This is a genomic window from Methylobacterium sp. E-046 (genome assembly GCF_022829625.1).
Taxonomy (GTDB): domain Bacteria; phylum Pseudomonadota; class Alphaproteobacteria; order Rhizobiales; family Beijerinckiaceae; genus Methylobacterium; species Methylobacterium longum.
This window is the reverse complement of the sequence record NZ_JAKSYP010000133.1, coordinates 1-20666: the sequence shown is the minus strand read 5'-3', so window position 1 is coordinate 20666 and position 20666 is coordinate 1. Positions and strand designations below refer to the sequence as shown.

Below are 20666 nucleotides of genomic sequence, written 5' to 3'. Positions count from 1 at the left end.
TGTGACCGAGCGTTCGACCGGTGCTTCAAGACTGCCGCCCCCGGTGGCCGGATCACACGCGGAATGTCCGCTCATCTGTCTGCTCGCCAAGCCAGGCCGCCGAGATGAGACGACCCTGGAATCGATGCTCCAGCGATGTGAGGCTGCCCGAAAGCGGTCTGACAGCCTCGGAGAACGGCCGCCGAACGACCGGGCGGCCCTTCCTCCAACCCAACCCTGCCTCTCACGACGGCCTTATGGGTAGGGACGACGTCGCCCGGCGGTCTGCGGATCAGCGTCGGCCCCGGACGAATATGCCTCGTTTTCGGCCGACCTGCTTGTCCCAGTTCGCGGAGGGCCAGAGTTATAGCTCAGGCTCGGAGGGGTAGGGGAAGGTTTCCACGATGGCTGGCGTCCGCTGCATCGGCTTCCTGCTCTGCCCGGACTTCGATTTCATGGGCTTGGCCGTGACCTCGCCCTTCGCCGTCGCAAACCGATATGTCGCCGACACGGCCTACGACATCCGGTTCCTGTCAGAGGCCGGCGGCCTCGTTCGATCGGGGTGCGGCCCTGCTGTCGAGACCCAGCGCCTGAGCGAACCGTCCGCCTTCGACACGATCATCGTCGCCGCGGGGATCAGCCTCCCTGAATCGAGCCCGGACTTCCTCGCCTACCTACGCCAAGCGGCCCGCTCCGCACGCCGCTTGGCGGGCCTGTGCCTCGGCGCCTTCGCCGTAGCCGATGCCGGCCTGCTGGACGGGAGGCGCGCCACAACCCACTGGCGCTATGCGCCCCAGTTCCGCGCGCGCTATCCCGACTGCGCCCTCGATATCGGCAAGATCTACGTCGCGGACGGCAACATCTGGACGTCCGCTGGCATGTCGGCGGGAATCGATCTCGCCGTCGGAATGGTCGAGGCCGACCATGGCCGGCACGTGGCCCGTACCGTGGCGCGGGGCCTCGTCATGGAGCGCCGCCGAGCCGGGGGGCAGGCTCAGCATTCGGCGATGCTCGACTTCGACGCGCCGAGCGACCGGATCCAGAGCGTCCTCGCCTATGCGCGGCAGAACCTGCGGCGTCCGCTGACCACGGAGGATCTCGCCGCGGTCGCCTGCCTCAGTCCTCGCCAGTTCACGCGGGCCTTCCGAGCCGAAACCGGCGTCTCGCCCGCCAAGGCGATCGAGGTGATGCGCGTCGAGGCTGCCAAGCACATGCTGGAACAGAGCCGCCTGCCCATCGAGGAGATCGCCGGTGCCACCGGTTTCGCGCACCGCGAGCGCATGCGTCGGGCTTTCCTGCGCGTCCAGGGAGAAGTCCCGCGGGCGATCCGCCGGGCCGCGGGACCGCTCGCCGTCGTCTGACGCGTCGGCACGTCCGAAAACGAGGCAATTATGACGTGGTGGGTGCCAAGACCGCTGCGTAAGCATGGCCGCGGGGGCTGCGTATTGCTGGGAAGTCGTTGCCATGGTGAGCCTGACGATCAACGGTCTCCAATATGCAGTCGACGCGGAGCCCGAGACGCCGCTGCTCTTCGTCCTGCGCGATACGCTCGGGCTGACCGGCACGAAGTACGGCTGCGGGATCGCCCAGTGCGGCGCCTGCACCGTCCATCTCGACGGGCAGGCGACGCGCTCCTGCCAAGTGCCGCTTGAGAGCGTCGGCACCCAGGCCGTCACCACCATCGAGGCGATCGAGCAGGACGCGATCGGCCGAAAGGTCGTCGAGGCCTGGGTCGCGCTTCAGGTGCCGCAATGCGGCTATTGCCAATCCGGTCAGGTCATGGCCGCCGCCGCCCTGCTGAAGCAGACGCCGCGCCCGACCGACGGCGACATCGCCGACGCGATGACGAACCTGTGCCGGTGCGGGACCTACAACGCCATCGCCGCCGCCGTGCGGCAGGCCGCCGCCTGAGGAGCCCGCTATGCATCCGCGCCTCCCCTCTTCTGCCCCATCCCGTCGCCGCTTCCTCGCGGGTGCCGGCGGCGCCCTCGTTCTCAGCGCCCTCCTGCCGGCGCGCTCGGCCCGCGCCGAGGCCCAGGGCCCTGCGGAGGGGGCGGGTGCCCTCGCGCCAAAGCCGGGGACGCGGGTGTCCGCCTTCCTGGAGATCCACCCGGACGGCACCATCAGGCTGCGCAGCCCCTTCGTGGAGGGCGGCCAGGGCATCGCCACCGGCATGGCGCAGATTGTCGGGGAGGAGCTCGACGTACCGCCGTCCCGCTTCGTCGTCGAATGCGCGCCGCCCGGCCCGGACTACGCCGTCGTGAACGGCATCCGCATGACCGGCGGCAGCTTCTCGACCCGGTCGAGCTACGAGACGATGCGCCGCCTCGGCGCGACCGCCCGCGACCTGATGATCCGCGCGGCGGCGGCCAAGCTCAAGGTGCAGGTCGGCGAACTCACCACCCGCGACGGACTCGTCCTGCACGCGGCTACGAGCCGCGCCATCCCCTACGGTGACCTCGCGGGGGACGCGCTGAAGCTGAAGCCGAACCCGTCCGTTCCGCTGCGCGACCCGGCGACCTTCCGCTACATCCGCCAGCCGGTTCCCCGCCTTGACGTGCGGGACAAATCCACGGGCCGCGCGATCTACGCCATCGACCAGCGGGTCGAGGGCATGCTCTACGCCGCCGTGCAGCACGCGCCGCGCCTCGGCACGGAGCCGAAGACCCTCGCCAACGCGGACGAGGTCAGGGCCATGCCGGGCGTGCACTCGGTGCACCGCCTGCCGGGTGCCGTGGCCGTCGCCGCCGACAGCTGGTGGCGGGCGCGAAAGGCCGTCGAGGCTCTCAGGGTCGACTGGTCAGCGCCCAAGCCCGGCGGCATCGACACGGTCGCCGCCGATTTCTCGTCCGAGGGAATGCTCGCCGCGCTCAAGGCTTCGGCCGATCCGGGCCACGTGGCCGAGGAGCAGGGCGACGTCGCCGGTGCCTTCGCCAAGGCCGCCAAGGTGGTCGAGGCGGATTACGACGCGCCCTACCTCGCCCACGCGCAGCTCGAGCCGCCCTCGGCGATCGCGCGCTTCGACGGTGACGGCACCCTCGATGTCTGGCTCCCGAACCAGATGCCGGAGGTGTTCCAGGCCGTATCGGCGAAGGTCGCCGGGCTCCAGCCAGCCCAGGTCCGCATCCACTCTCCGATGCTCGGCGGCTTCTTCGGCCGCCACTTCACCTACGAGGCCGGCAACCCGTTCCCGCAGGCGATCCTGCTCGCCAAGGCGACCGGACGGCCCGTGAAGGTGCTGTGGTCGCGGGAGGAGGAATTCAGCCGCGACGCGGTGCGGCCCTTGAGCTTCAGCCGCTTCCGCGCGGCGCTGGACGCGGCGGGGCAACCGACCGCGATCGAGGTGCGCACGATCGGTGAAGGCCCGATCGGACGCTACTTCAGCATGATGATGCAGACGCCCGTCGACCCTTCCGCGGTCGAGGGCATCGTCGAGAAGCCCTACGCCGTACCGAACCGGCGCATGACCTTCACGAAGGTGGCCCACCCGGTGAACATCGCGTTCTGGCGGTCGGTCGGGCATTCGATGAACGACGCGTTCTACGAGAGCTTCCTGGACGAGATCGCCCAGGCCGGCAGCCAGGATCCGTTTGCGCTCCGCATGGCACTCCTCCAGGGCAGCGCCCGGCACCGGACCCTGCTTTCGACGGTGGCCGAGATGTCCGGCGGCTGGCAGCGCGGGCCCTACCGGATCGAGGGCGGGATGCGCGCCCGCGGCCTCGCCATGGCCTCGCCCTTCGGATCGGAGACGGCGACCATCGCGGAGGTTTCGGTGGAGGGCGGGGAGGCTCGCGTCCACAACCTCTGGATCGCCTTCGACCCCGGCAGCATCGTGAACCCCGCCATCGTCAAGGCGCAGGTGGAGTCGGCGGCGGCGCTCGGCCTCTCCTCAGTCCTGTTCGAGCAGATCGTCTACCGCGACGGCGTGCGGCAATCCCAGAACTACGACACCTATCCGGTCCTGCGCCGGGAGCACATGCCGAAGGTTCACGTGCGCATCGTCGAGAGCGGCGCGCCGATGGGCGGGGCCGGTGAGCCGGGCCTCCCGGGCGTGCCGCCCGCCGTCCTCAACGCCGTTGCGGCGCTCACCGGCCAGCGGATCCGCGCGCTCCCGATCGCCAACACCAAGCTCTCCGCCGCCTGACCAGGGATCCGCGATGACACAGAATACAGGCACGGCGCTCGTGACGGGCGCCTCCTCGGGGATCGGCGCGGCTTATGCCGAGCAACTGGCCGCCCGGGGCCACGACCTCATCCTCGTTGCCCGCGACGCGGTCCGGCTGCGGGCGGCGGCCGACCGCATCGGGCGAGAGACCGGCGTGAGCGTCGAGGTCCTGCCCGCCGACCTGACCAGCCCGGCGGATCTCGCGGCAATCCGGGACCATGTCGCCACGGAGGCGGGTCTCCAACTCCTCGTGAACTGCGCCGGGCTCGGGCCCCTGGGGCCGTCCCTCGACAGTCCGGCGGACCTCTACGACGGGATGCTCGACCTCAACGTCCGGGCGTTGCAGACCCTGACCTTCGCGGCGGCGAGAGCCTTCGCCGAGCGGGGAAGCGGGACCATCGTCAACGTCTCCTCGGCCGTGGCCCTCCTCCCCGAGCGCTTCAACGCCGCCTATGCGGCGAGCAAGGCCTTCGTCCTCGCGCTGACGCAGGGGCTCGCGGCAGAGGTCGGCGGCAAGGGCGTTCGTCTCCAGGCGGTGCTGCCCGGCGTCACCCGCACCGCGTTCTTCGATCGGACGGGCGCGGATATCGGGCAGATCCCGGCGGAGATGATCATGGAGCCCGACGCTCTCGTGGCGGCGGCCCTCGCCGGGCTCGACGCGGGCGAGGTCGTCACCATCCCCTCGCTGCCGGACATTGCCGATTGGCAGGCCTCCGAAGCAGCCCGGTTCCGCTTGGGCCCGAACCTCTCCCATCGAGTGCCGGCTGCCCGGTACGGTCTCGGCTGATAGAACGGGCGTTCCGGTACCTGTGTGAGTGGGAGATCGTCGGTGCTGCAGGTCGTCGCGAACGCGCAGGACGCGTCCTCTTCGGAGGTTGCCCTGGCGGCCCATAGCCTCCCGGAGCAGCCCAAGCGTCCGGGAGGCTGGCGGCAGGTCGAGGCGTTGCCCGTCGGCCTGTTCGCGGCGGTGATGGGCCTGACGGGCCTCAGCGTCGCCTGGAGGTTGGCGCAAGTCCGGTACGGGACCCCGCTCTGGCTCGCAGAGGCTATCGGTCTCGCGGCCTGCGCCGCCTTCGTCGCCATCGCGGCGGGCTATGCCGCCAAAGCCTTCATCGCCGCCCCGGCGGTGCGCGCCGAGTTCCGCCACCCCATCGCCGGCAACCTGTTCGGCACGCCGCTGATCAGCCTGCTCCTTCTGCCGATCCCGCTGGCACCCCTGAGCCTCACCGTGGCACGCGCGTCGTGGATCGTCGGTGCCGTCGGCATGACCCTGTTCGCTTGGCTGATCGTGACCCGGTGGCTCAGCGACCGGCAGCAGGTCGCGCATGCGACGCCAGCCTGGATCGTGCCGGTGGTCGGCCTCCTGGACGTCCCGCTCGCGCTTCCCATGCTCGGACTGCCGCCGATGCAGGGCGTGATGGTTTTCGGCCTGGCCGTGGGGTTGTTCTTCGCCGTACCCCTGTTCACGCTGATCCTGTCCCGTCTCCTGTTCGAGCCGCCGCTGCCGGCCGCGCTGCAGCCGTCGCTCCTGATCCTCGTCGCGCCCTTCGCGGTGGGGTTCTCGGCCTATGTCGCGACCACCGGCGCGGTCGATCTGTTTGCGGAGGCGCTCTTCGCGGTCGCGCTGTTCCTGCTCGCCGTGCTGCTGCCGAAGCTCGCCCAATTCGGGCGCGCCTGCCCGTTCCGCGTGTCGTGGTGGGGCGTGAGCTTCCCCCTCGCCGCGGTGGCGGTCGCGGCGCTGCGCGTCGCAACGGTACAGCCGGGGCCTGCCACCGATCTTCTCGCCCTCGGCCTGCTCACCCTCGCGACGCTGGTCATCGCGTGGCTGCTCGGTCGGACGCTGATCGGCCTCGCCCGTGGGGAGCTGCGCACGCTGGTACAGTGACGTTCAGTTGCAGCGCAGCGGCTCATCCGCGGCACAGCAGAGGCTGCAGAGCAGCGGATGGTAATCGCTCGGTCCGGGCCTCCGAACTTGAGTGATACCGTGGCTCGGCCAGAGCCGAAAAGCTTGGGAGCTGCATTTCCATAATGCACCGAGTTCACTTTGCTTGCGGATCCCGGCGGCAGGCGCCGCGATGCGGGGATGCCGGTATGCGCCGGCGAACGGGTCCGGCGTTCGAACGGCTCAGCCGAACCGCTCGCCGCTGGCACGCACGGCCCATGCGTCAGATTCGGAACGAGGCGACGCCCTGCGCGCGGATCTCCGCGAGGTTCTGGGCGGTGCGCGGCGTGTCGTGAAGACGCTCCTCGAACAGCGGTACGCGACCGAGCAGCTGGGCTGCATCCTGTACAGGGGCCTCGAATTTCGGTCCGCGCGCTGACCGGGCGCCGTCTTGCGCGTCCCCCCGTAGCGCGACCCGCCTCACCGGGCTCCCATTCCGGATCACCCGCTCTCGTCGGAGGTCGTTTCGATCCGATCGATGTCCATCGCGGACCTTCCGACCGGCCGCCGCTCCGTCGGTCGCCTCTCCGGCCTCCATTACCGTGAAGCAGGGCGGCTGCCTTCGGCCGACCCGCAGCACGGGCTTGAGCGTCGTATCGCAGGGGTTGGCGATTGTCCGATCCGGGGCAAACGCCTGAGGATCCGGTCACGATCAGCTCTATGGAACCTGCGGGTCCCGGTGATCACTCATAGCCGATGGCGCATCGGTGATCTCGTCCATGACGAGTTGGTTCAAGGCACAGACGAACGACGACAGCCGGTAGCCGTCGTGACGCGAGAGAGCGTTGTCGAAAGCCCGGACGTTCCAGAACGGGTCGTTGGGGCGGGTGATCGGTGCGATGCCGGTCAACTGAAGACCGTGCAGGAAGCGCGCGGCCGGGCCGCTCTCGTTGGACCGGCTCGGCACGAGGTCGGCGCTGTCCCAGAAGGTACCGCGCCGGGCGGCGCGCGCCGTTCGGGCTCGGGTCAGCCAGCGGTCGGAGCGCGGGCAGTCCAGGGCGGCATCAGCGAGGGTCGCATAGGGATGGTGCTTCTCGAGACCCGGAGCATCGAGCCCGAGCAGTTCGTGGGTCGTGCCGAAAGGTGCAGCCGAAGGCTGGGTATCGGCCAGCACGCCGGCCGCCGGCCGCGGCGGGTCGAGATTGCCGATCGTGTGCGAATCCTCGCGCGCGGTGTTCTGGAACGGGAAGGTTGCAGCCAGCAGCGATAGCGTGTGCAGCGGGAGCGTCAGCAATCCGGCTCCGAGGCCGACAGGCGGTGGCGGGCTGCAGCTTTCGCCACGAGGCTGGCGGCCCTCGAACCGCGCCGCCACACGGTCGAGGAAGCCAGCGGCGGGGCGGAAGTCGAACTTGAAGGTCGGAAACAGGTCGTGCGTCGCCCAATCGTAGTCGACGCCCGCATCGAACATGCTGTCCGTCGCCGAGAGCCGGCTTCGGATCTTCCGGCGGGCGGCGGCGAAGGCGTCGTCGACATCAAGGCCGATCCACGCGCAATCGCCGGGCCGCAGCCCGCCGGCCGGGAAGGCCAGGGCCGCAGTGACCGACATCAGGACCGGCCTCTGGTCGGCGGGAAAGTAGCCGTCGTCCCGGGCGACCTCGGAGGCCGGCGTGTGCACGTCGGCATGGTCGGCCAGCTTCATCCAGACCTCGCGCTGGATCGCGGTCCATTTGCTCGCTTCGGAGGCGGGATTGATCAGGACCACAAGATTGCCGAGGACCGGCGGCAGCGTCTCTCCGAACCGGTGGCGGCGCACCGCCTTCACCACGTCGTCCTTGAGGCCGCTGGCCAGCATGTTGCCGCCGAGGCTGTGCCCGGCGACGATCAGCTTATTGTGCGCCCCCGGCGCGCTGAGCGTCGTCTCGAGTGTGCGCAGGGCTGAGATCGCCGCCGGCGCGATGGCTTCGCTCACCGGCTTCCGATCGAACAGGGTGGCGCCGGCCGACAGGTTTCCGAAGAAGCCGCCGATCGCGTCGCCGAACCAGAGCCGCAGGCCCCGCTCGTCGACGCGAGCTCCGCGCCATCCGACATAGACGGCCGTGACGTCCATGTCGCAGACGCTCGGGTCGCTCGGGCAGCGCTGCGCAAGAAAGCGGGCGGCGTGAGCCGCGTAGAGGCGCAGGTCTGCCACGTTGCCGTCGCCGATCCGCGCGTCGTGTCGCCAGCCGTGAACGAACGCGATCACATAGTGCGACCCCGTCGAAAGATGCTTCTTCAGGGCATCGAGCTGCGTGATGACGGGCTTGACCATCGTGGACGGCATGCCCTTGGCCCGCATCTCGGTATCCATGGCATGGCGCAGCATCGCGCTGTCGATGGCCGTGTCGCTCGCCCCCTCGCGGGAGACCAGTGCGTAGGGTTCGCCGTCTTCTTGGAACTCGATGAAGCCGAGGTGGTAGGCGAGGTCCTGCCCGCCGGCCTCGCGGGCCGGGACAACGTGGCGCTGGAGGGCGCAGCGCAGCCGTGTCGCCCAACGCATATCGGCCGCGATCACCGCGCCTTCGTCGTTGCTGGCGTCGACCCATCCGTCGCCGTCGGACGGCATCGCGGTCCGCAGGGTTTCGCGGCCGGTATCGGCCAGGATCGTCCAACCTTTCGCGAGCCCGTCGCGGCATTCGGCGAGGCTCGGGTCGAGGTTGCGATAGGCGCGCGCCTTGTCCGTCGAGAGCACGACGTAGTTCAGAAACAGGATGCCGACGGCCCCGAGGACGAGCGCACCGGCAATCCGGGTCGTGCTCCGCAACGCGTGCAGGACTCCACGAGCAAGCCTGAAGGCCGCCCGACGTGCGGCGTGCCGCTGCTCTCCCTGAGCCCCCACCCGTCCCACGCTCATTGCGCCCCCAGCCTGCCGGGCAGCATCGACAGTCTCCGCAAGAGCCGGAACGCATGAGGCGACATCGAAATGTCGCGTTGCCCTGCCGCTCTTCTTCCGACGTCGATGCTCCAATACGGCACGAGCGATGATGATTCGGTCTCGGTAACTGCGCCGCCCCGGATGCGAAGTCTTACCGGTCGAACCGGAAGGGATCCATCATGATGCGCGCACTTCTGCCGGCTGTCGCTCTCCTCGCCGGAACAAGCGTGGCCATGGCCTCCTTATCGGCCCTTGTCGGCGCCTGGGGGCACGATTTCGTCGTCACGCCGTTCGAGCCGATCCAGCTGATGGTCGCGATGGCAACCGATAAGGCTACCGGCAAGCAAATCAACGTCATCAAGATGCCGGACGGTCAGGTGATGGCGGTCGTGCCCTTCGACCAGATGGCGAAGATGCTGGAGACGGATCGCAAGAGTCCACATCCTACAAATGGGGCAAGATGAGCGATCGGGCGCGAGGCCGGAACCTGATTGATGGTGGTCGTTGAAAGAGGTTTTGTAATCTGAGCCGCTGAGACCCTAAAGCGTGTTCGTGCCGACGATGCAAAATCCATGTCCGAAAGGGTCGCTGCAGAAGGCGACGGGGGGAAAGCCCGAGACGCGGTGCACCTGCTCTGGTCGCGCGCCCTTCGCCACGGCGCGTGCAAGCGTCGCCTCGAAGTCGTCGACACGGAAATCGATGTGCACCGGTGTCCAATGGCGCTCATACCGGCGAAGGTCGTCGCTTCCCGGGGCAGGCGAAGATCCAGCCGGTTTGGCAAGAAGTCCGATCGTTTCATCCCCCAGCGTCAGCCTTGCGTAGCCGGGATGAGGCCGGGAGGTCTCGATGAAACCGAAGACGTCACCGAAGAACGTCAGCCCCTCATCGATCGACGGGACGTCGATGGAAACAGTCACCTTCATCTCAACCGTTCCATTCGCTCGTATGTTGCCCGGTCTGTGTGGAACTGAACGCGCATCAGGCCTCGAGCCGGCCACACCCCACGGTCCATCATGCGTCGGCTGCCCACCCGGATCTGTGCCTTCGCCGACAGGTTGGTTCCGCGCTGTGAGGCCGTACCCGGTTGTCTTCCGGCGGTCAGCGCGTCAGCACGATGTGGGTCGCAAGCTCCGTCGCGACCGTTTCCGTCACCCGGTAGCCGAGGCTCGGCAGGTCGATGCCCGAGAACAGGTTCTCGCCTCGGCCCAGGACGATGGGAGACACCGCGAGGTGCAATTCATCGATCGCGACCGCGAGCAGATACTGGCGAACCGTCGACACACCGCCACCGATCTTGACATCCAAGTCGCCGGCGGCGGCCCTGGCTTGGTCGAGTGCCGCCTCGATCCCCCCGGTGACGAAATGGAAGGTGGTCCCGCCCTCCATGACGATGGGCGCCCGGGCGTGGTGGGTGAGGATGAAGGTCGGCGCGTGATACGGGGGATTGTCGCCCCACCAGCCCTTCCAGTCCGGCCCGCCCCAATCGTCGCCGGCAGGCCCGAACATGTTGCGGCCGAGGATGAAGGCGCCGAAGCCATCCATCGCGGCGTCGGCGAAACGATCGTCGGTCCCGCCCTCTTGCCCGATCATCGATCGGAAGGCCCGCGTCGGGAAGAACCACCGCATCAATTCCGGGCCCCCCTTCCCGAGTGGATGCTCCAGGCTCTGGTCCGGGCCCGCCCCGAAACCATCGATGGAGACCGCGAAACCTCGCGCGCGCACCTTTCCCATGGGCGTCAGGCCTGTGCGCCGAGGACGACGATCAGATCGTCCAACTGCGCGAATTGCTCGCCCCACCCGCTCGTGCTCCCGGACGCCAAGGCCTGGTCGAGGGCTTCCTTCGAGGGGAAGAGTTCGTGCACGACGACGTCCGTCGCGTTGTCCCGTTCCCCGAACGTCACCGTGGTGAGGGCTCCGTCCTCGCCCCCTTCGTCGTTGGTCCAGACGAGGCGGGCGTGAGGTGTCACCTCGACGTATCGGCCGAAGAACGTCACGGGCTGCTCCGCGGACGGGTGGCCCATCACCAGCCGGTACGTGCCGCCGGTGCGGATATCGGCCTCGAACGCGATCAACGAGACCCCGCAGGATTGGGGCACCCACCATCGCTCGAACAGCTTCGGCTGTGTCCACGCATCGAAGACGAGAGGCGCCGGGCCTTCGACGGTTCGGGTGATGACGAGGTCCCTGTCCGATTTCCGCTCCACCCGCGCCGGGGCCTTCGCCGGGATGGCGTCACTCGGTCCATCTGCCCTCATCAGCTTCTCGCTCGTCATCGAGAGCCTCCCTTCACGCCGCCAGGCGCGGACCGGCGAGGCCGAGCCTGTTGCCTGCCGGATCGGCGACGTTGGCGGAGTAGCTGCCCCCGGGAATCGGATCTGGCCCCTGAAGCACCGTGCCGCCGCGCGCGCGGGCCGTCGCGAGCGCGGCATCGATATCAGCCACGTGAACGTACCAGTTCCATCGGGCCGGCGCTCCGGTGATTGCGCTCGACATCACCGCGCCGGGGCGTAGGTCGCCTCGGCCGATGAAGGCGTACTCGCCCATCTCGCCCATCGGCATCGCCCCGAGCTTCTCCCATCCGAACAGCGCCCCGTAGAACGCGAAGGCCGCCGCCGGGTCTGGGGTGGCGAGTTCTATCCACACGCCCTGACCGAGGGTCTGCTCCGATCCGAGGGGGACGGGTCCGAAGACGTGGCCCTCGCCGGGCCGCGCCGCCTTCATCACGGCGAAGACGATATCCTGCGGGTCGCTCACCAGGGCGAACCGGCCGACATGGGGGATGTCGACCGGTCCGAACCGGATCCGACCGCCGAGGTCCGCCACACGGGAAGCCATGGCGTCGACGTCTTGCGTCGCGAGGTAGACCACCCAGCCGGGAAAGCCGGGAGCCTGGGCCATCGATTGCCGGATCCCGGCCACGGGCTTCCCGCCAGCCTCCGCGACTCGGTAGCCGCCATGCTCCGGCATCGGCGAGGGTGCGATGCGCCAGCCCGCGACAGCCTCGTAGAAGGCTTGTGCCGCGTCCTGATCGGCCGCGTTCAGTTCGAACCAGATGGGCGTACCCTCGACAATTGGCACCCGGCGCTCCTCCATGACAACGGACGCGTCCGCCGCGCCCCGGAACCGCTCGCGGCCCCGCTTTGCCCAAGGCTGACATTTTTTGGTTACACTAGGCAACCATGCAGTCAGAAAAAATAACTAGACGCGCCTCTGCGCCGCGCGAGCGTCGGTACGACGACGCTTGCGGTACCGCGCTCGCCCTGGAGTTCATCGGCGAGCGTTGGTCGCTGCTCATCATGCGCGAGCTGGTCTTCGGCCCCCGCCGCTTCGGCGAGATCCGGGCAAACCTCCCCGGCATCAGCGCCAACGTGCTGACGCAGCGCCTGGTGAGCCTGGGGGAGGCCGGCATCGTCCTGCGCCATCAGTTGCCGTCTCCGGCCAACGTGCAGGTCTATGATCTGACGGAGTGGGGCCGTCAGGCCGCTCCGCTGATGCGCGACATGGGGCGCTGGGCTGCCCGTTCACCGCGGCACGACCCGCTCCTCTTCATGTCGGCCGCGTCCGCCATGATGTCGCTTCAGGCCCTGGTCGACCACCGGCGAGCCGCCGAGTTGTCCGCGTCGGTCGCCTTCCACTTCCCCGGCGAGGATTTCGTCGTGACGGTGACCGGCGGCGAGATCGTGGTGAACCGTGGGGTCGTGGAGGCTCCCGACATCACGTTCACGGGTGACACGATGGCGATGCGCCGCACGATCTATGGCAAGGCACCTCTGGCCAAAGACGGCGCGGGCGGAACGCTCGCCTTCGCAGGCGCGGTCGATCTCACACAATCCTTCGTCGATCTCTTCGCTCTGCCCGCCAAGACTCCTTGAGAGGGTCTGGACGGTCAGGTCGATGTTCCCGGATTGTGCCAAGGGCTCTCCAGGCTGCGCGAGGGCGGTCCGCCGTGCAGGTGCGGCCGTACCGCTGCCAGCCGCGCGGCCGAAGATTGTCGCGTGGCGCAACGCGAGCGGCATGGATCCGTCCGCTCTTCGAGCACACCCTCGCCGACGTGGACCGGCGGCTGTCGGTCAGTCCAGGCGACACGCAGCACTGCCTGAGCGTCGGTGACCGGTGGGTTTGCGACTGGCTACGGCCCGCTCCGTGCCGCAAGAGCGGCACGTCGTGCGGCTCAGGTGAACTGAGCTGCTCTATCAAGATCCGTCATGTCGGACGATCCGCCGCCTCGAACGGGCAGACCTCCTGTCCGCGCCGGCCTGTCCGCCGCGCGGCTCGGTCCGCAGGAGCTGTCCCACCGGCGCATCCGCCTTTTGAGCCCCCGCGAGGGAGCAAACGCCCGCGGGGCCAGTTGATGTAACGGCACTTAACATTCGCGAGGCGACGATGGTTTGGCTTGAGATCGCGCCCGACCAAGTTGAGAATCTCGCCCAGGAGGCGCAGGCAAGGATCGAGCAAAGCCTCGCGCGATCGGGCGCCGACAGAGCTGCCTTCTGGCATGCCGTAGCGCTGATCTACCGCCGCGGCCTGCCGACCGGTGTGCTTCCGCAGGCAGGACCCGGATTGTCGGCGGCCGTGCGCGACCAATTGGGTCGTCGCCTGCACGCATGTTACGCCTCGATCCTGACCGAGGCGCAGCCCCAGCGGCATCTCGCGCTCATCGCGCAGCTCGATGCGGCATTGACGGCCGAAGGCGACGCGACCGCGTTTCGCACCGAGCTTCTGGCCGCGCTTCCTGATCTGCGCGCCTACGCGAGATCGCTGACCATGGATCCATGCCGCGCCGACGACCTCGTGCAGGAGACACTGGTCAGGGCATGGGCGAACCAGCATCGCTTCGCGCCGAACTCCAACCTTATGGGCTGGCTGTGCACCATCCTCCGAAACCACTTCTACACCGAGTGCCGCAAGCGCAAGCGGGAAGTCGAGGACGTCGACGGCGCTGCGGCAACGCAGATGGTTGCTCCGGCCGCCCAGGAGCATGGAGTCGAGCTTCGGACAGTCTGGGCCATGCTCGGCAGGCTGCCGCGACATCAGCGTGAGGGCCTGCTGCTCGTGGGCGCGCAGGGTCTGACCTACGAGGCGGCTGCCGATCTCGTGGGATGCAAGGTCGGCACGGTCAAGAGTCGCGTCAGCCGTGCGCGCGCGTTCTTGGCGGCCTCACTCGAGAGCAGGGATGCACGAAGCCCGGCTTGAGCCAGACAGCCTACGCAACTCGCGATGGCGGACTGGTACACGCGATGAAGCTGACGCGTCCCTGGCGGTGCCGATCCCGCGTGGTTGGGGTGCGGTTCGCTCCAGGCAGATACAGGGGCCTCAGTGCCGTGCGGCGAGGCCCGAGGGGCTGACGATGAGGACGGTGCTGCTCGGCCGGGCACACCGACACTGCCCGGCGCGCCGTTCTGCCGTGATGATCTCGCCGTGCGCCCGGAGGAGGCCCGAACGGTTTCGGCGCTTCGCGCGTTTCTGGTGACCCAACACGATGATGTGCCGGGAGGGTGCCATGCATACCTGGAGGGCGATGGATCGGGCGCCGCACGATGGGCGGTGGATCATCGCCATCAACCGCGACGAGCCAGACCAGCGCGCCATCATCCGGTGGGATCCCAAATCCATCGACGATCGATCGCCGTGGCACGTGGCTTCCTGCGAGCACAGCTACCGCACTGATGCTTTCACCCACTGGATGCAATTCCCGGACTGCCCATCCGTCGGGACCAAAAGCGCAGTCCAGCAAGCCGAAGGAGATCGCGATGGCGGCGGATGCATCGGTGGTCCTCTCCCTGCGAGTTGAGCCCTGCCCGGAGGACCCGTCGCGCTATCGCTGGGTCATCTGCGATCAGGACTGCATCTTGCGGCAGTGCATCTACTCGTTGCCCGATGAGCCGACGGCGCTCAGGCAAGGGGAGGCCGCACTGCGGGAGGTGACTGCCATGTGGCGGGATGCAAATTAAAGCGACTTCACTTGCGACTGTCGCCCGCGCCCAAGGTGGCTGATGCTTGACGTTGCGGCGGTGCCGTGCGTGCCGTGGTCGGCAATCAGTTGAAGTTTTGAAGCGGCATTTGAACAATGTCGGGTTGACGATCGAGCAGTGTCGCGCGCGCCTGAGTCTATCACACGACCGTCCCGCGACGGCGGACAGCGTGTCGACCTCGGCCCGGGGCCTCGGGCACTACATTCAGCGCGCGGAGGCTGCACAACCCGATGAGGCCATCACCGAGCGGCCTCCTCGCAGCGGCCGCGAGTGATGAAGGAGGCCGGTGTGGCCTGACCCGGATCCCCCAACCGCCGATCCGCCTCCCGCACGACCGCGGCTGTCGCGTGCCCGCTCGAGAGCGAACGAGTCGCGGTGTTCGCGCGCGGCCGACGTTTCGAGGGAAGCCACGCACATCGGAGGGGGCCGCGGAGATCCCTTCCTGAACATCGCGCGCCACAGCGTAATGCGTGCGCTGACGGGGCAAATTTAGGCTCTGATTTCCCGCCGTCGGAATTGGAGTTGTGATTGTGCCGCAGTTGGCTTACAAGTCACATATCGATCTTTGGCCAGACATTCGGCCGTATCGCCTTATCAGGGCGAGCGCACTGCATATCTCCCATTTTCGACGACCAACGCTCGAGCGCGTGTTTCATGTGCGCTCGACCCATTCGTTTGCGAATAAAGATACGGAATACCTATGAGCATCGGCACCGTTAAGTGGTTCAACGACACCAAGGGCTTCGGCTTCATCCAGCCGGATGACGGCGGCAAGGACGTGTTCGTGCACATCTCCGCCGTCGAGCGCGCCGGCATGAACAATCTGGTCGAAGGCCAGAAAGTCTCTTACGAGATGGAGACCGACCGTCGCAGCGGCAAGCAGTCCGCCGGCAGCCTTCAGGCCGCTTGAGCGCGTTCATCTCACGATGACGAATATCGAAGTCGCTCCCGCAAGAGCGACTTCATCTGTTTTTCGCCATCCGGCCCAGCCGTGATGGATATGAAGGAATGTACGTGGGTCAATTCAAAGCTGTCCAGCTCGTCGATCGCCTCGAGGCCACTGCCAAGGCACGTCAGGCCACCCTCGCCCGGTTCCGGGCGCGCCCGACAGCTGATGATCCGGCTGTTCTCGCACGGCAGGCTGCGCGGCAAGCTGTGATCCAGGCGCGGGAAGTCCGGATCAGCGAGCGTGAGATCGCCCGTCTGGCAGCTGAAGCTGAGCGCGAGGCCGAGGCCCTTGCTGCGCGCGTGCGCGCCGAGGCGGAGCTCGCCCGTCAAACTGCCGAGAAAGCGGAGCGCCAAGCCGCACTGGCTGCCGAGCAGAAGGCAGCGCGCGATGCGCGCTTCGCCGCCCGCAAAGCCAAGGTTCGCCGATAGTTCGGCACCACATTGCAAATCATAGCTATTTTCAAGGACGAGAAATGTCTCACAAGTTCAAGCTCGGTCAGAGCGTCCGGCAGACGGGTATGAACTACGTCGATAATAAGAATAGCGTAACCGACGGCCTCTTCGAGGTGGTTCGCCTCATGCCGGACGACCGATCCGGTGAGCCTTGCTATCGAATCAAGTCGGCGGGTGGCGAACGCGCTGCCCGTGAGGGTGAACTCACTCCCGTCTCCTGAGCGGTCACGGTCAGGCGGGATCGGGCCCACATTCTCAGCCGACCCGAAAGAGCCGCTCCGCGAACGCGCCGTGAAGGCGTTTGCCTGCCGGATACAGCTCAGCACCGCCCTCGTATCGAGGTGACCGCCCTGAACCGGCAAGTGGACGCGCCCGGCACCGTGCCGCCGAAGGCGCCAACAGAGCCGCACCGGGCGGCCGAGATCCAAGCCCGGACGCGACACCGTCGTTGCAGCGTCCAGCACGGAGCCCCTCGACCTGCTGGAGCCAGACTGATGCCGACGGCACCTCTGTGCCGTCCGAGCAAGTGAACCAGATTGCTGGTCCGGTCGCGTCATCTCCTCCGACAGGATCGGCGTTGAGAGAGCCACGAAATCGAAGCGGGACAGCACGAGCCTTTGCTCATCGACGACTGCGATGTGCCGCGTCCTTCCGGATCTCGCCTGCGCCGCGCACGGCGTTCACTGTACCGGGCGTTCAGGGTAACCGCGCGCCGATTTTGACACGCGCGGTTTATCCACACCTCCGCAGCTGTCACCCGGCCTTGCGCCGCAGGTGCAGGTAGGTCGGGTCGAACTCAGCCGCAGCCTTCAGCCGCTCCCAGTCGTGGACCGTCAGGTTTTTGCCGCTCAGCGTGACGAGACCCGCCCCGCGCAGGTCCTTCAAGACGCGGTTGACATGGACCGACGTGAGCCCAAGCGCATCGGAGAGTTCAAGCTGCGTCAGCGGCAGCGCGCACGTGTGATCGTGAACGAGACCGACTGCCTGCAAGCGCGTGAACAACTCGCAGAACAAGTGCGCCGTACGGGCGTAGGCGTCGCGTCGACCCAGATTGAGCATCCACTCACGGCTCAGGGCGGCGTTGATCAGGGTCGCGCGCCAGAAGGCCCCGACCAGCCGAGGCTGGGCCTCGAGCAAGCTCCGCACGGCCTCGTGCCGGACGAATCCCACCCGGCACGGGGTGACCGCGGCGAGGCTGAAGTCGAGCACCTCTAGGTGCAGGCTCTGAAAATCCGGCACGTCGCCCGGGACGTGGTAGGCCATGACCTGCCGCCCGCCCGCCCGCGTCGTCTTGTAGGTGGCGACGATGCCGCTCAGGACGGTGAAGGAGCGGCTGGGTCGGTCGTGCTCGGTCGCGATGTCCTGACGCGCGCTGAAGTCCGCACTCTGCATCGGCAGAGCCGCCAGCGCGACTCGCTCGGCATCGTGCAGTTCGAAGAGCGCGATGCTTTCGATCCTCCGGATCAGTGGTTGTGCATTCGGCGGGATCGTTTCAGCCACTGCTCTCTCCCCAGCGAGCATGCTTTGTACAAGCGGTAGAGCAGAAAGACCGCGCCCAAGCGAGGGCTGGCGATCGCTAAAGTCCGCGGGAGCGATCGGTCGATCAAGGTGCTGCCGCGCGTCGTCCAGGCCGTGCTCAGCCATATCGCAGGCCGCGAGGCGGGCGTGGCCGGCAAACGGGGCGCTCCACGCCGCGGAGGAGCGCGGCCCTCGACGCGCTCGGCGCCGACCTCGCGCGTCCGGAGCCGCCCGTCGAAGTCGCCGCGGCGGATGCCGAGCCGACGCTCGCTCAGCCGAAGAAGCGACGGGCCGCTTCCATCCTTGCATATCCGGGCCCGGATCGCCGCGCTTAGATCTGGCTTGCGGACAGACGCTTGAAACGGATCGACGCCGGGATGCTCGGCGCACGAGAAGCCTGCGAAGTCGCGCCCGTCGAGGAAGCCATCCCGCCGGGCGAAAGCGTTGAGGTCAAACGGGTGGCCGATCCGGCCATCACCCATCGTGCCGATGCCGTTCGACGGGGCCATACGAACCGGCATGATCGTCACGTATCGCGCCCCGCCCCGTCGCTGGCGCGTGCGCATGCCGGTGAGGATTAAATCTGCTGGCCTCGACGGGCGAGGCGCTTCCGGTCAACCCGGATTGCCTGCGCCGCGCTGCCGGCGTCGATCCGGGCGGCGAAGCGGGATCTGACGCTGGCGGCGGCCATGATGTCCGCATTTGCTCATGAACGATTTGCCATTTTCGCCGACGAGCAGCACCTGTCTGGATGAATTCATCTCTTTCGGGCGACCTAATCGATTGATTTCGTCGAATATCCGAATACGAATTTAAAACCTCGGTAGCTCCGATACAATAGTATCCGTCGCATAAGTTTTTTTCTTTGGAGTAGCAATGGCCGATCTCAGAAAACAGTTCCGCGTAGAGACATCGGCAATGGCGGAAATAATACCATCCTTTGGCCCGCCGATCCCATGTCGACTGATCGATCTATCGCTCGATGGAGCGAGAATCAACGTCATAAGCGTGTTCGGTATTCCGGACGATTTCGACGTCAAGTTCATAGCCACCGGTGAAACCTTGTCCGCTCGCGTCGTGTGGAGGCGGCCCAATCAAATTGGGCTCACTTTCGTTTGATTATCATCTTCGACTGATTTGACCGCACGATTAGGTCAATATTAATAATATTCATGCTGATCTTTCATTGTGCAGGCTCTCTCAGACCCACGACCCTGGGCTCCCCACGGAGCTTGCGCGCACTTGCCTGCATGAGCGCAGCCCGGAGATCTGCTGGATCATCCGGCCGGCCTCGATTCATCGGGGATGAGTGCTCTGCCGCTGGTGGGCCTCACGCTCGGCGCGGGCGGCGAGGTCGGCGGTGGTGACGTCCTCAGCCGCGCGCTCGGACGGTCGAGCTGGAACCTGTGCAAACTCGGTTATTCGCTGTTCGTCGTCTGAGCCCCCGTTGTTCCGCGCATGCGTAATGGGGCTGCGCTGCGATGGGGCAAACGCGTTCGTTGAGCGGCTCCATGGGAGGCTGCGAAGATCAGTGCAGCGTTGACGCGGCTGTTCAACCGTCGCCGGCGTTGATGCTCGTCAACGACAAAGCCCATTGTCGGCAACAGGCTCGAGCCCTTTACGAGGAGGGCATCATGAGCTTGAACGATTATATCGGTCCAGCGATCACGGCCGCAATCTTCACAGTCGGTGGCTATGCTATATTGAATGCCAATCTCAAATACGCCGATGATATCGGACAAATGCTTTGGACGCTGATGTGCATCTCTGCAGCTCTCGCCATGGTGGCTGTTCTTGCTCAGATCCCGCCGCGGGGTGCGCATGACGCTCGCGTCGTCGTCCAGAAGGCCACCGATCACCCGCACGTGGCGATCACACGCGGCGGGCCCGATTGAAGGGCTCATATACCTCCCTCCTCCCCCAGCCGCATGGAGGGACGGGCGTGGCCACGAGCGCCTGAACCGTGGGACGCGGCAGGTCGTTGAAGCCCCGGGGCCCGATGTGACGATCACGTCGATCTCGGCAGCCGTGTGCATCGGCGTCGGCCCGGCTGATCGTGCACGCCAGCGGGCAGTACGCTGACGCGATCCGACAGACCCTGTCGGTGTTCACCCTGGTGCCCGGGCTGTTGGCGACCGTTGGCGTGACGGGAGAGCCGGGCGTGGCCGCGCGAACCGCTCGTCAGGGCTCCGGCTCAGACGCCTCCGCCCTGTCAGCCAGCGCCGTACCCGACGACCGCACGCCTGCCGTGGCCGCACGGCGCAGAGGGATCGAGCGCCTGTCCGAGCACGCCGCGCCGTGCCGAAACCGATCATCCATCACGTCCACGCCGCTTTGGCCGGCAGGATTTTGGGCGCGGCGATCCGGCAGACCGATCAATGCTGGGAATGTTGGACGCCGTGCTGCCCATCGCTGTTGACCACGGGGGGCAGTCCGAGGTGACGGGCGAGGGAGATCAGGTCACTCAGCCGGCCGGTCTGCGTCTTGCCGCGCAGGTTGAGGCGGTGCGTTTCAATGGTCCGCACGCTCAGCGCCAAGCGCCGCGCGATCTCCTTGTTGCTGAATCCGGAACTGACGAAACGCAGCACCTCCGCCTCCCGCGGAGTGAGCCGGGGCAATTCAGTCAGCGCCTCCGGCAAGTCCACGAGTCGCTTCGGCGGAGCGAGGCGTTCCGACCCCTCCGCGAGGGCGAGCAAAGCGGCACCGAGGTCCCGGGGCGACTTCGAGCGCGCCACAAAGGCATCGGCGCCTGCTGCCAAGAGGGCGCGCAGGTCATCCGCGGACAGGACCCCGAAGGCCACCAGCGTGCGGAGGTTCGGCTGGCGCTTCTTCAGGCTG

General features: G+C 67.3%; 22 protein-coding genes. 14 read left to right on the top strand and 8 right to left on the bottom strand.

Annotated elements, in window-relative coordinates; genetic code table 11:
* The first annotated feature begins 383 nt into the window (after positions 1-383).
* From MKK82_RS12220 to MKK82_RS12200, 5 genes are all read left to right on the top strand, one after another.
* Positions 384-1340 carry a GlxA family transcriptional regulator gene (locus tag MKK82_RS12220; protein ID WP_243985853.1) on the top strand — a complete coding sequence of 319 codons (957 nt, stop codon included), beginning with the start codon at positions 384-386 and terminating at the stop codon, positions 1338-1340.
* Between the two features lie 103 nt (positions 1341-1443).
* A complete protein-coding gene (locus MKK82_RS12215) occupies positions 1444-1890 on the top strand; it encodes a (2Fe-2S)-binding protein (RefSeq protein ID WP_238291361.1) in 447 nt (148 codons plus the stop codon).
* A gap of 10 nt (positions 1891-1900) precedes the next feature.
* Positions 1901-4123 (top strand): xanthine dehydrogenase family protein molybdopterin-binding subunit, encoded by a 2223-nt coding sequence (locus MKK82_RS12210; RefSeq protein ID WP_238291362.1) that lies wholly within the window; start codon positions 1901-1903, stop codon positions 4121-4123.
* Between the two features lie 13 nt (positions 4124-4136).
* Positions 4137-4931 (top strand): SDR family NAD(P)-dependent oxidoreductase, encoded by a 795-nt coding sequence (locus MKK82_RS12205; protein WP_238291364.1) that lies wholly within the window; start codon positions 4137-4139, stop codon positions 4929-4931.
* Between the two features lie 93 nt (positions 4932-5024).
* Positions 5025-6029 (top strand): C4-dicarboxylate ABC transporter, encoded by a 1005-nt coding sequence (locus MKK82_RS12200; RefSeq protein ID WP_238291420.1) that lies wholly within the window; start codon positions 5025-5027, stop codon positions 6027-6029.
* A 715-nt stretch (positions 6030-6744) separates the two neighbouring features.
* Here the strand turns inward: MKK82_RS12200 and MKK82_RS12195 are convergent.
* Entirely contained in the window at positions 6745-8826 is a 2082-nt protein-coding gene (locus MKK82_RS12195) for a hypothetical protein (protein ID WP_238291365.1), read from the bottom strand.
* Positions 8827-9116: 290 nt separating this feature from the next.
* Between MKK82_RS12195 and MKK82_RS12190 the strand changes: the two genes are divergently transcribed.
* A complete protein-coding gene (locus MKK82_RS12190) occupies positions 9117-9401 on the top strand; it encodes a hypothetical protein (RefSeq protein WP_238291366.1) in 285 nt (94 codons plus the stop codon).
* 75 nt (positions 9402-9476) lie between these two features.
* Here the strand turns inward: MKK82_RS12190 and MKK82_RS12185 are convergent, their stop codons facing one another.
* The 4 genes from MKK82_RS12185 to MKK82_RS12170 all read right to left on the bottom strand — a co-directional run bounded on the left by MKK82_RS12185 (position 9477) and on the right by MKK82_RS12170 (position 12015).
* Complete coding sequence (locus tag MKK82_RS12185; protein ID WP_238291367.1) at positions 9477-9860, bottom strand: VOC family protein; 384 nt, start codon at positions 9858-9860, stop codon at positions 9477-9479.
* 175 nt (positions 9861-10035) lie between these two features.
* Positions 10036-10668 carry a dihydrofolate reductase family protein gene (locus tag MKK82_RS12180; protein WP_238291368.1) on the bottom strand — a complete coding sequence of 211 codons (633 nt, stop codon included), beginning with the start codon at positions 10666-10668 and terminating at the stop codon, positions 10036-10038.
* 5 nt (positions 10669-10673) lie between these two features.
* Positions 10674-11192, bottom strand: coding sequence for an SRPBCC domain-containing protein (locus tag MKK82_RS12175; protein ID WP_243985857.1), 519 nt, complete (start codon positions 11190-11192; stop codon positions 10674-10676).
* Between the two features lie 31 nt (positions 11193-11223).
* The gene (locus tag MKK82_RS12170) at positions 11224-12015 is read right to left on the bottom strand and encodes a VOC family protein (protein WP_238291369.1); all 792 of its coding nucleotides are present in this window, start codon (positions 12013-12015) and stop codon (positions 11224-11226) included.
* Between the two features lie 101 nt (positions 12016-12116).
* Between MKK82_RS12170 and MKK82_RS12165 the strand changes: the two genes are divergently transcribed.
* The 5 genes from MKK82_RS12165 (at position 12117) to MKK82_RS34410 (ending at position 16531) form a co-directional block, all read left to right on the top strand.
* Positions 12117-12809 (top strand): winged helix-turn-helix transcriptional regulator, encoded by a 693-nt coding sequence (locus tag MKK82_RS12165; protein ID WP_243985852.1) that lies wholly within the window; start codon positions 12117-12119, stop codon positions 12807-12809.
* Between the two features lie 511 nt (positions 12810-13320).
* Entirely contained in the window at positions 13321-14130 is an 810-nt protein-coding gene (locus tag MKK82_RS12160; protein WP_313902092.1) for a sigma-70 family RNA polymerase sigma factor, read from the top strand.
* A gap of 1479 nt (positions 14131-15609) precedes the next feature.
* A complete protein-coding gene (locus MKK82_RS12155; RefSeq protein ID WP_238291371.1) occupies positions 15610-15819 on the top strand; it encodes a cold-shock protein in 210 nt (69 codons plus the stop codon).
* A 98-nt stretch (positions 15820-15917) separates the two neighbouring features.
* Complete coding sequence (locus MKK82_RS12150) at positions 15918-16286, top strand: DUF6481 family protein (protein ID WP_238291372.1); 369 nt, start codon at positions 15918-15920, stop codon at positions 16284-16286.
* Positions 16287-16330: 44 nt separating this feature from the next.
* Positions 16331-16531 (top strand): hypothetical protein, encoded by a 201-nt coding sequence (locus MKK82_RS34410; RefSeq protein WP_238291374.1) that lies wholly within the window; start codon positions 16331-16333, stop codon positions 16529-16531.
* Between the two features lie 532 nt (positions 16532-17063).
* Here the strand turns inward: MKK82_RS34410 and MKK82_RS12140 are convergent.
* Together MKK82_RS12140 and MKK82_RS12135 are read right to left on the bottom strand one after the other, a co-directional pair.
* Positions 17064-17810, bottom strand: a complete 747-nt coding sequence (locus tag MKK82_RS12140) for a Crp/Fnr family transcriptional regulator (protein ID WP_238291423.1) — start codon at positions 17808-17810, stop codon at positions 17064-17066.
* Positions 17774-18358: a hypothetical protein gene (locus MKK82_RS12135; RefSeq protein ID WP_243985851.1), complete on the bottom strand. Its 585-nt coding sequence runs from the start codon at positions 18356-18358 to the stop codon at positions 17774-17776. Before MKK82_RS12135 ends, MKK82_RS12140 begins: the two co-directional genes overlap by 37 nt.
* 346 nt (positions 18359-18704) lie before the next feature.
* On the opposite strand from MKK82_RS12135, the gene MKK82_RS34405 reads away from it, so the two are divergent.
* The 3 genes from MKK82_RS34405 (at position 18705) to MKK82_RS12130 (ending at position 19723) form a co-directional block, all read left to right on the top strand.
* Positions 18705-18947 (top strand): PilZ domain-containing protein, encoded by a 243-nt coding sequence (locus MKK82_RS34405; RefSeq protein ID WP_409566794.1) that lies wholly within the window; start codon positions 18705-18707, stop codon positions 18945-18947.
* A 186-nt stretch (positions 18948-19133) separates the two neighbouring features.
* Entirely contained in the window at positions 19134-19268 is a 135-nt protein-coding gene (locus MKK82_RS33910) for a hypothetical protein (protein ID WP_279602957.1), read from the top strand.
* 194 nt (positions 19269-19462) lie between these two features.
* Positions 19463-19723 (top strand): hypothetical protein, encoded by a 261-nt coding sequence (locus tag MKK82_RS12130; RefSeq protein ID WP_238291378.1) that lies wholly within the window; start codon positions 19463-19465, stop codon positions 19721-19723.
* A 480-nt stretch (positions 19724-20203) separates the two neighbouring features.
* Here the strand turns inward: MKK82_RS12130 and MKK82_RS12125 are convergent.
* Positions 20204-20666: response regulator transcription factor (locus MKK82_RS12125; RefSeq protein WP_243985849.1), on the bottom strand; the 463-nt coding region annotated here is incomplete at its 5' end.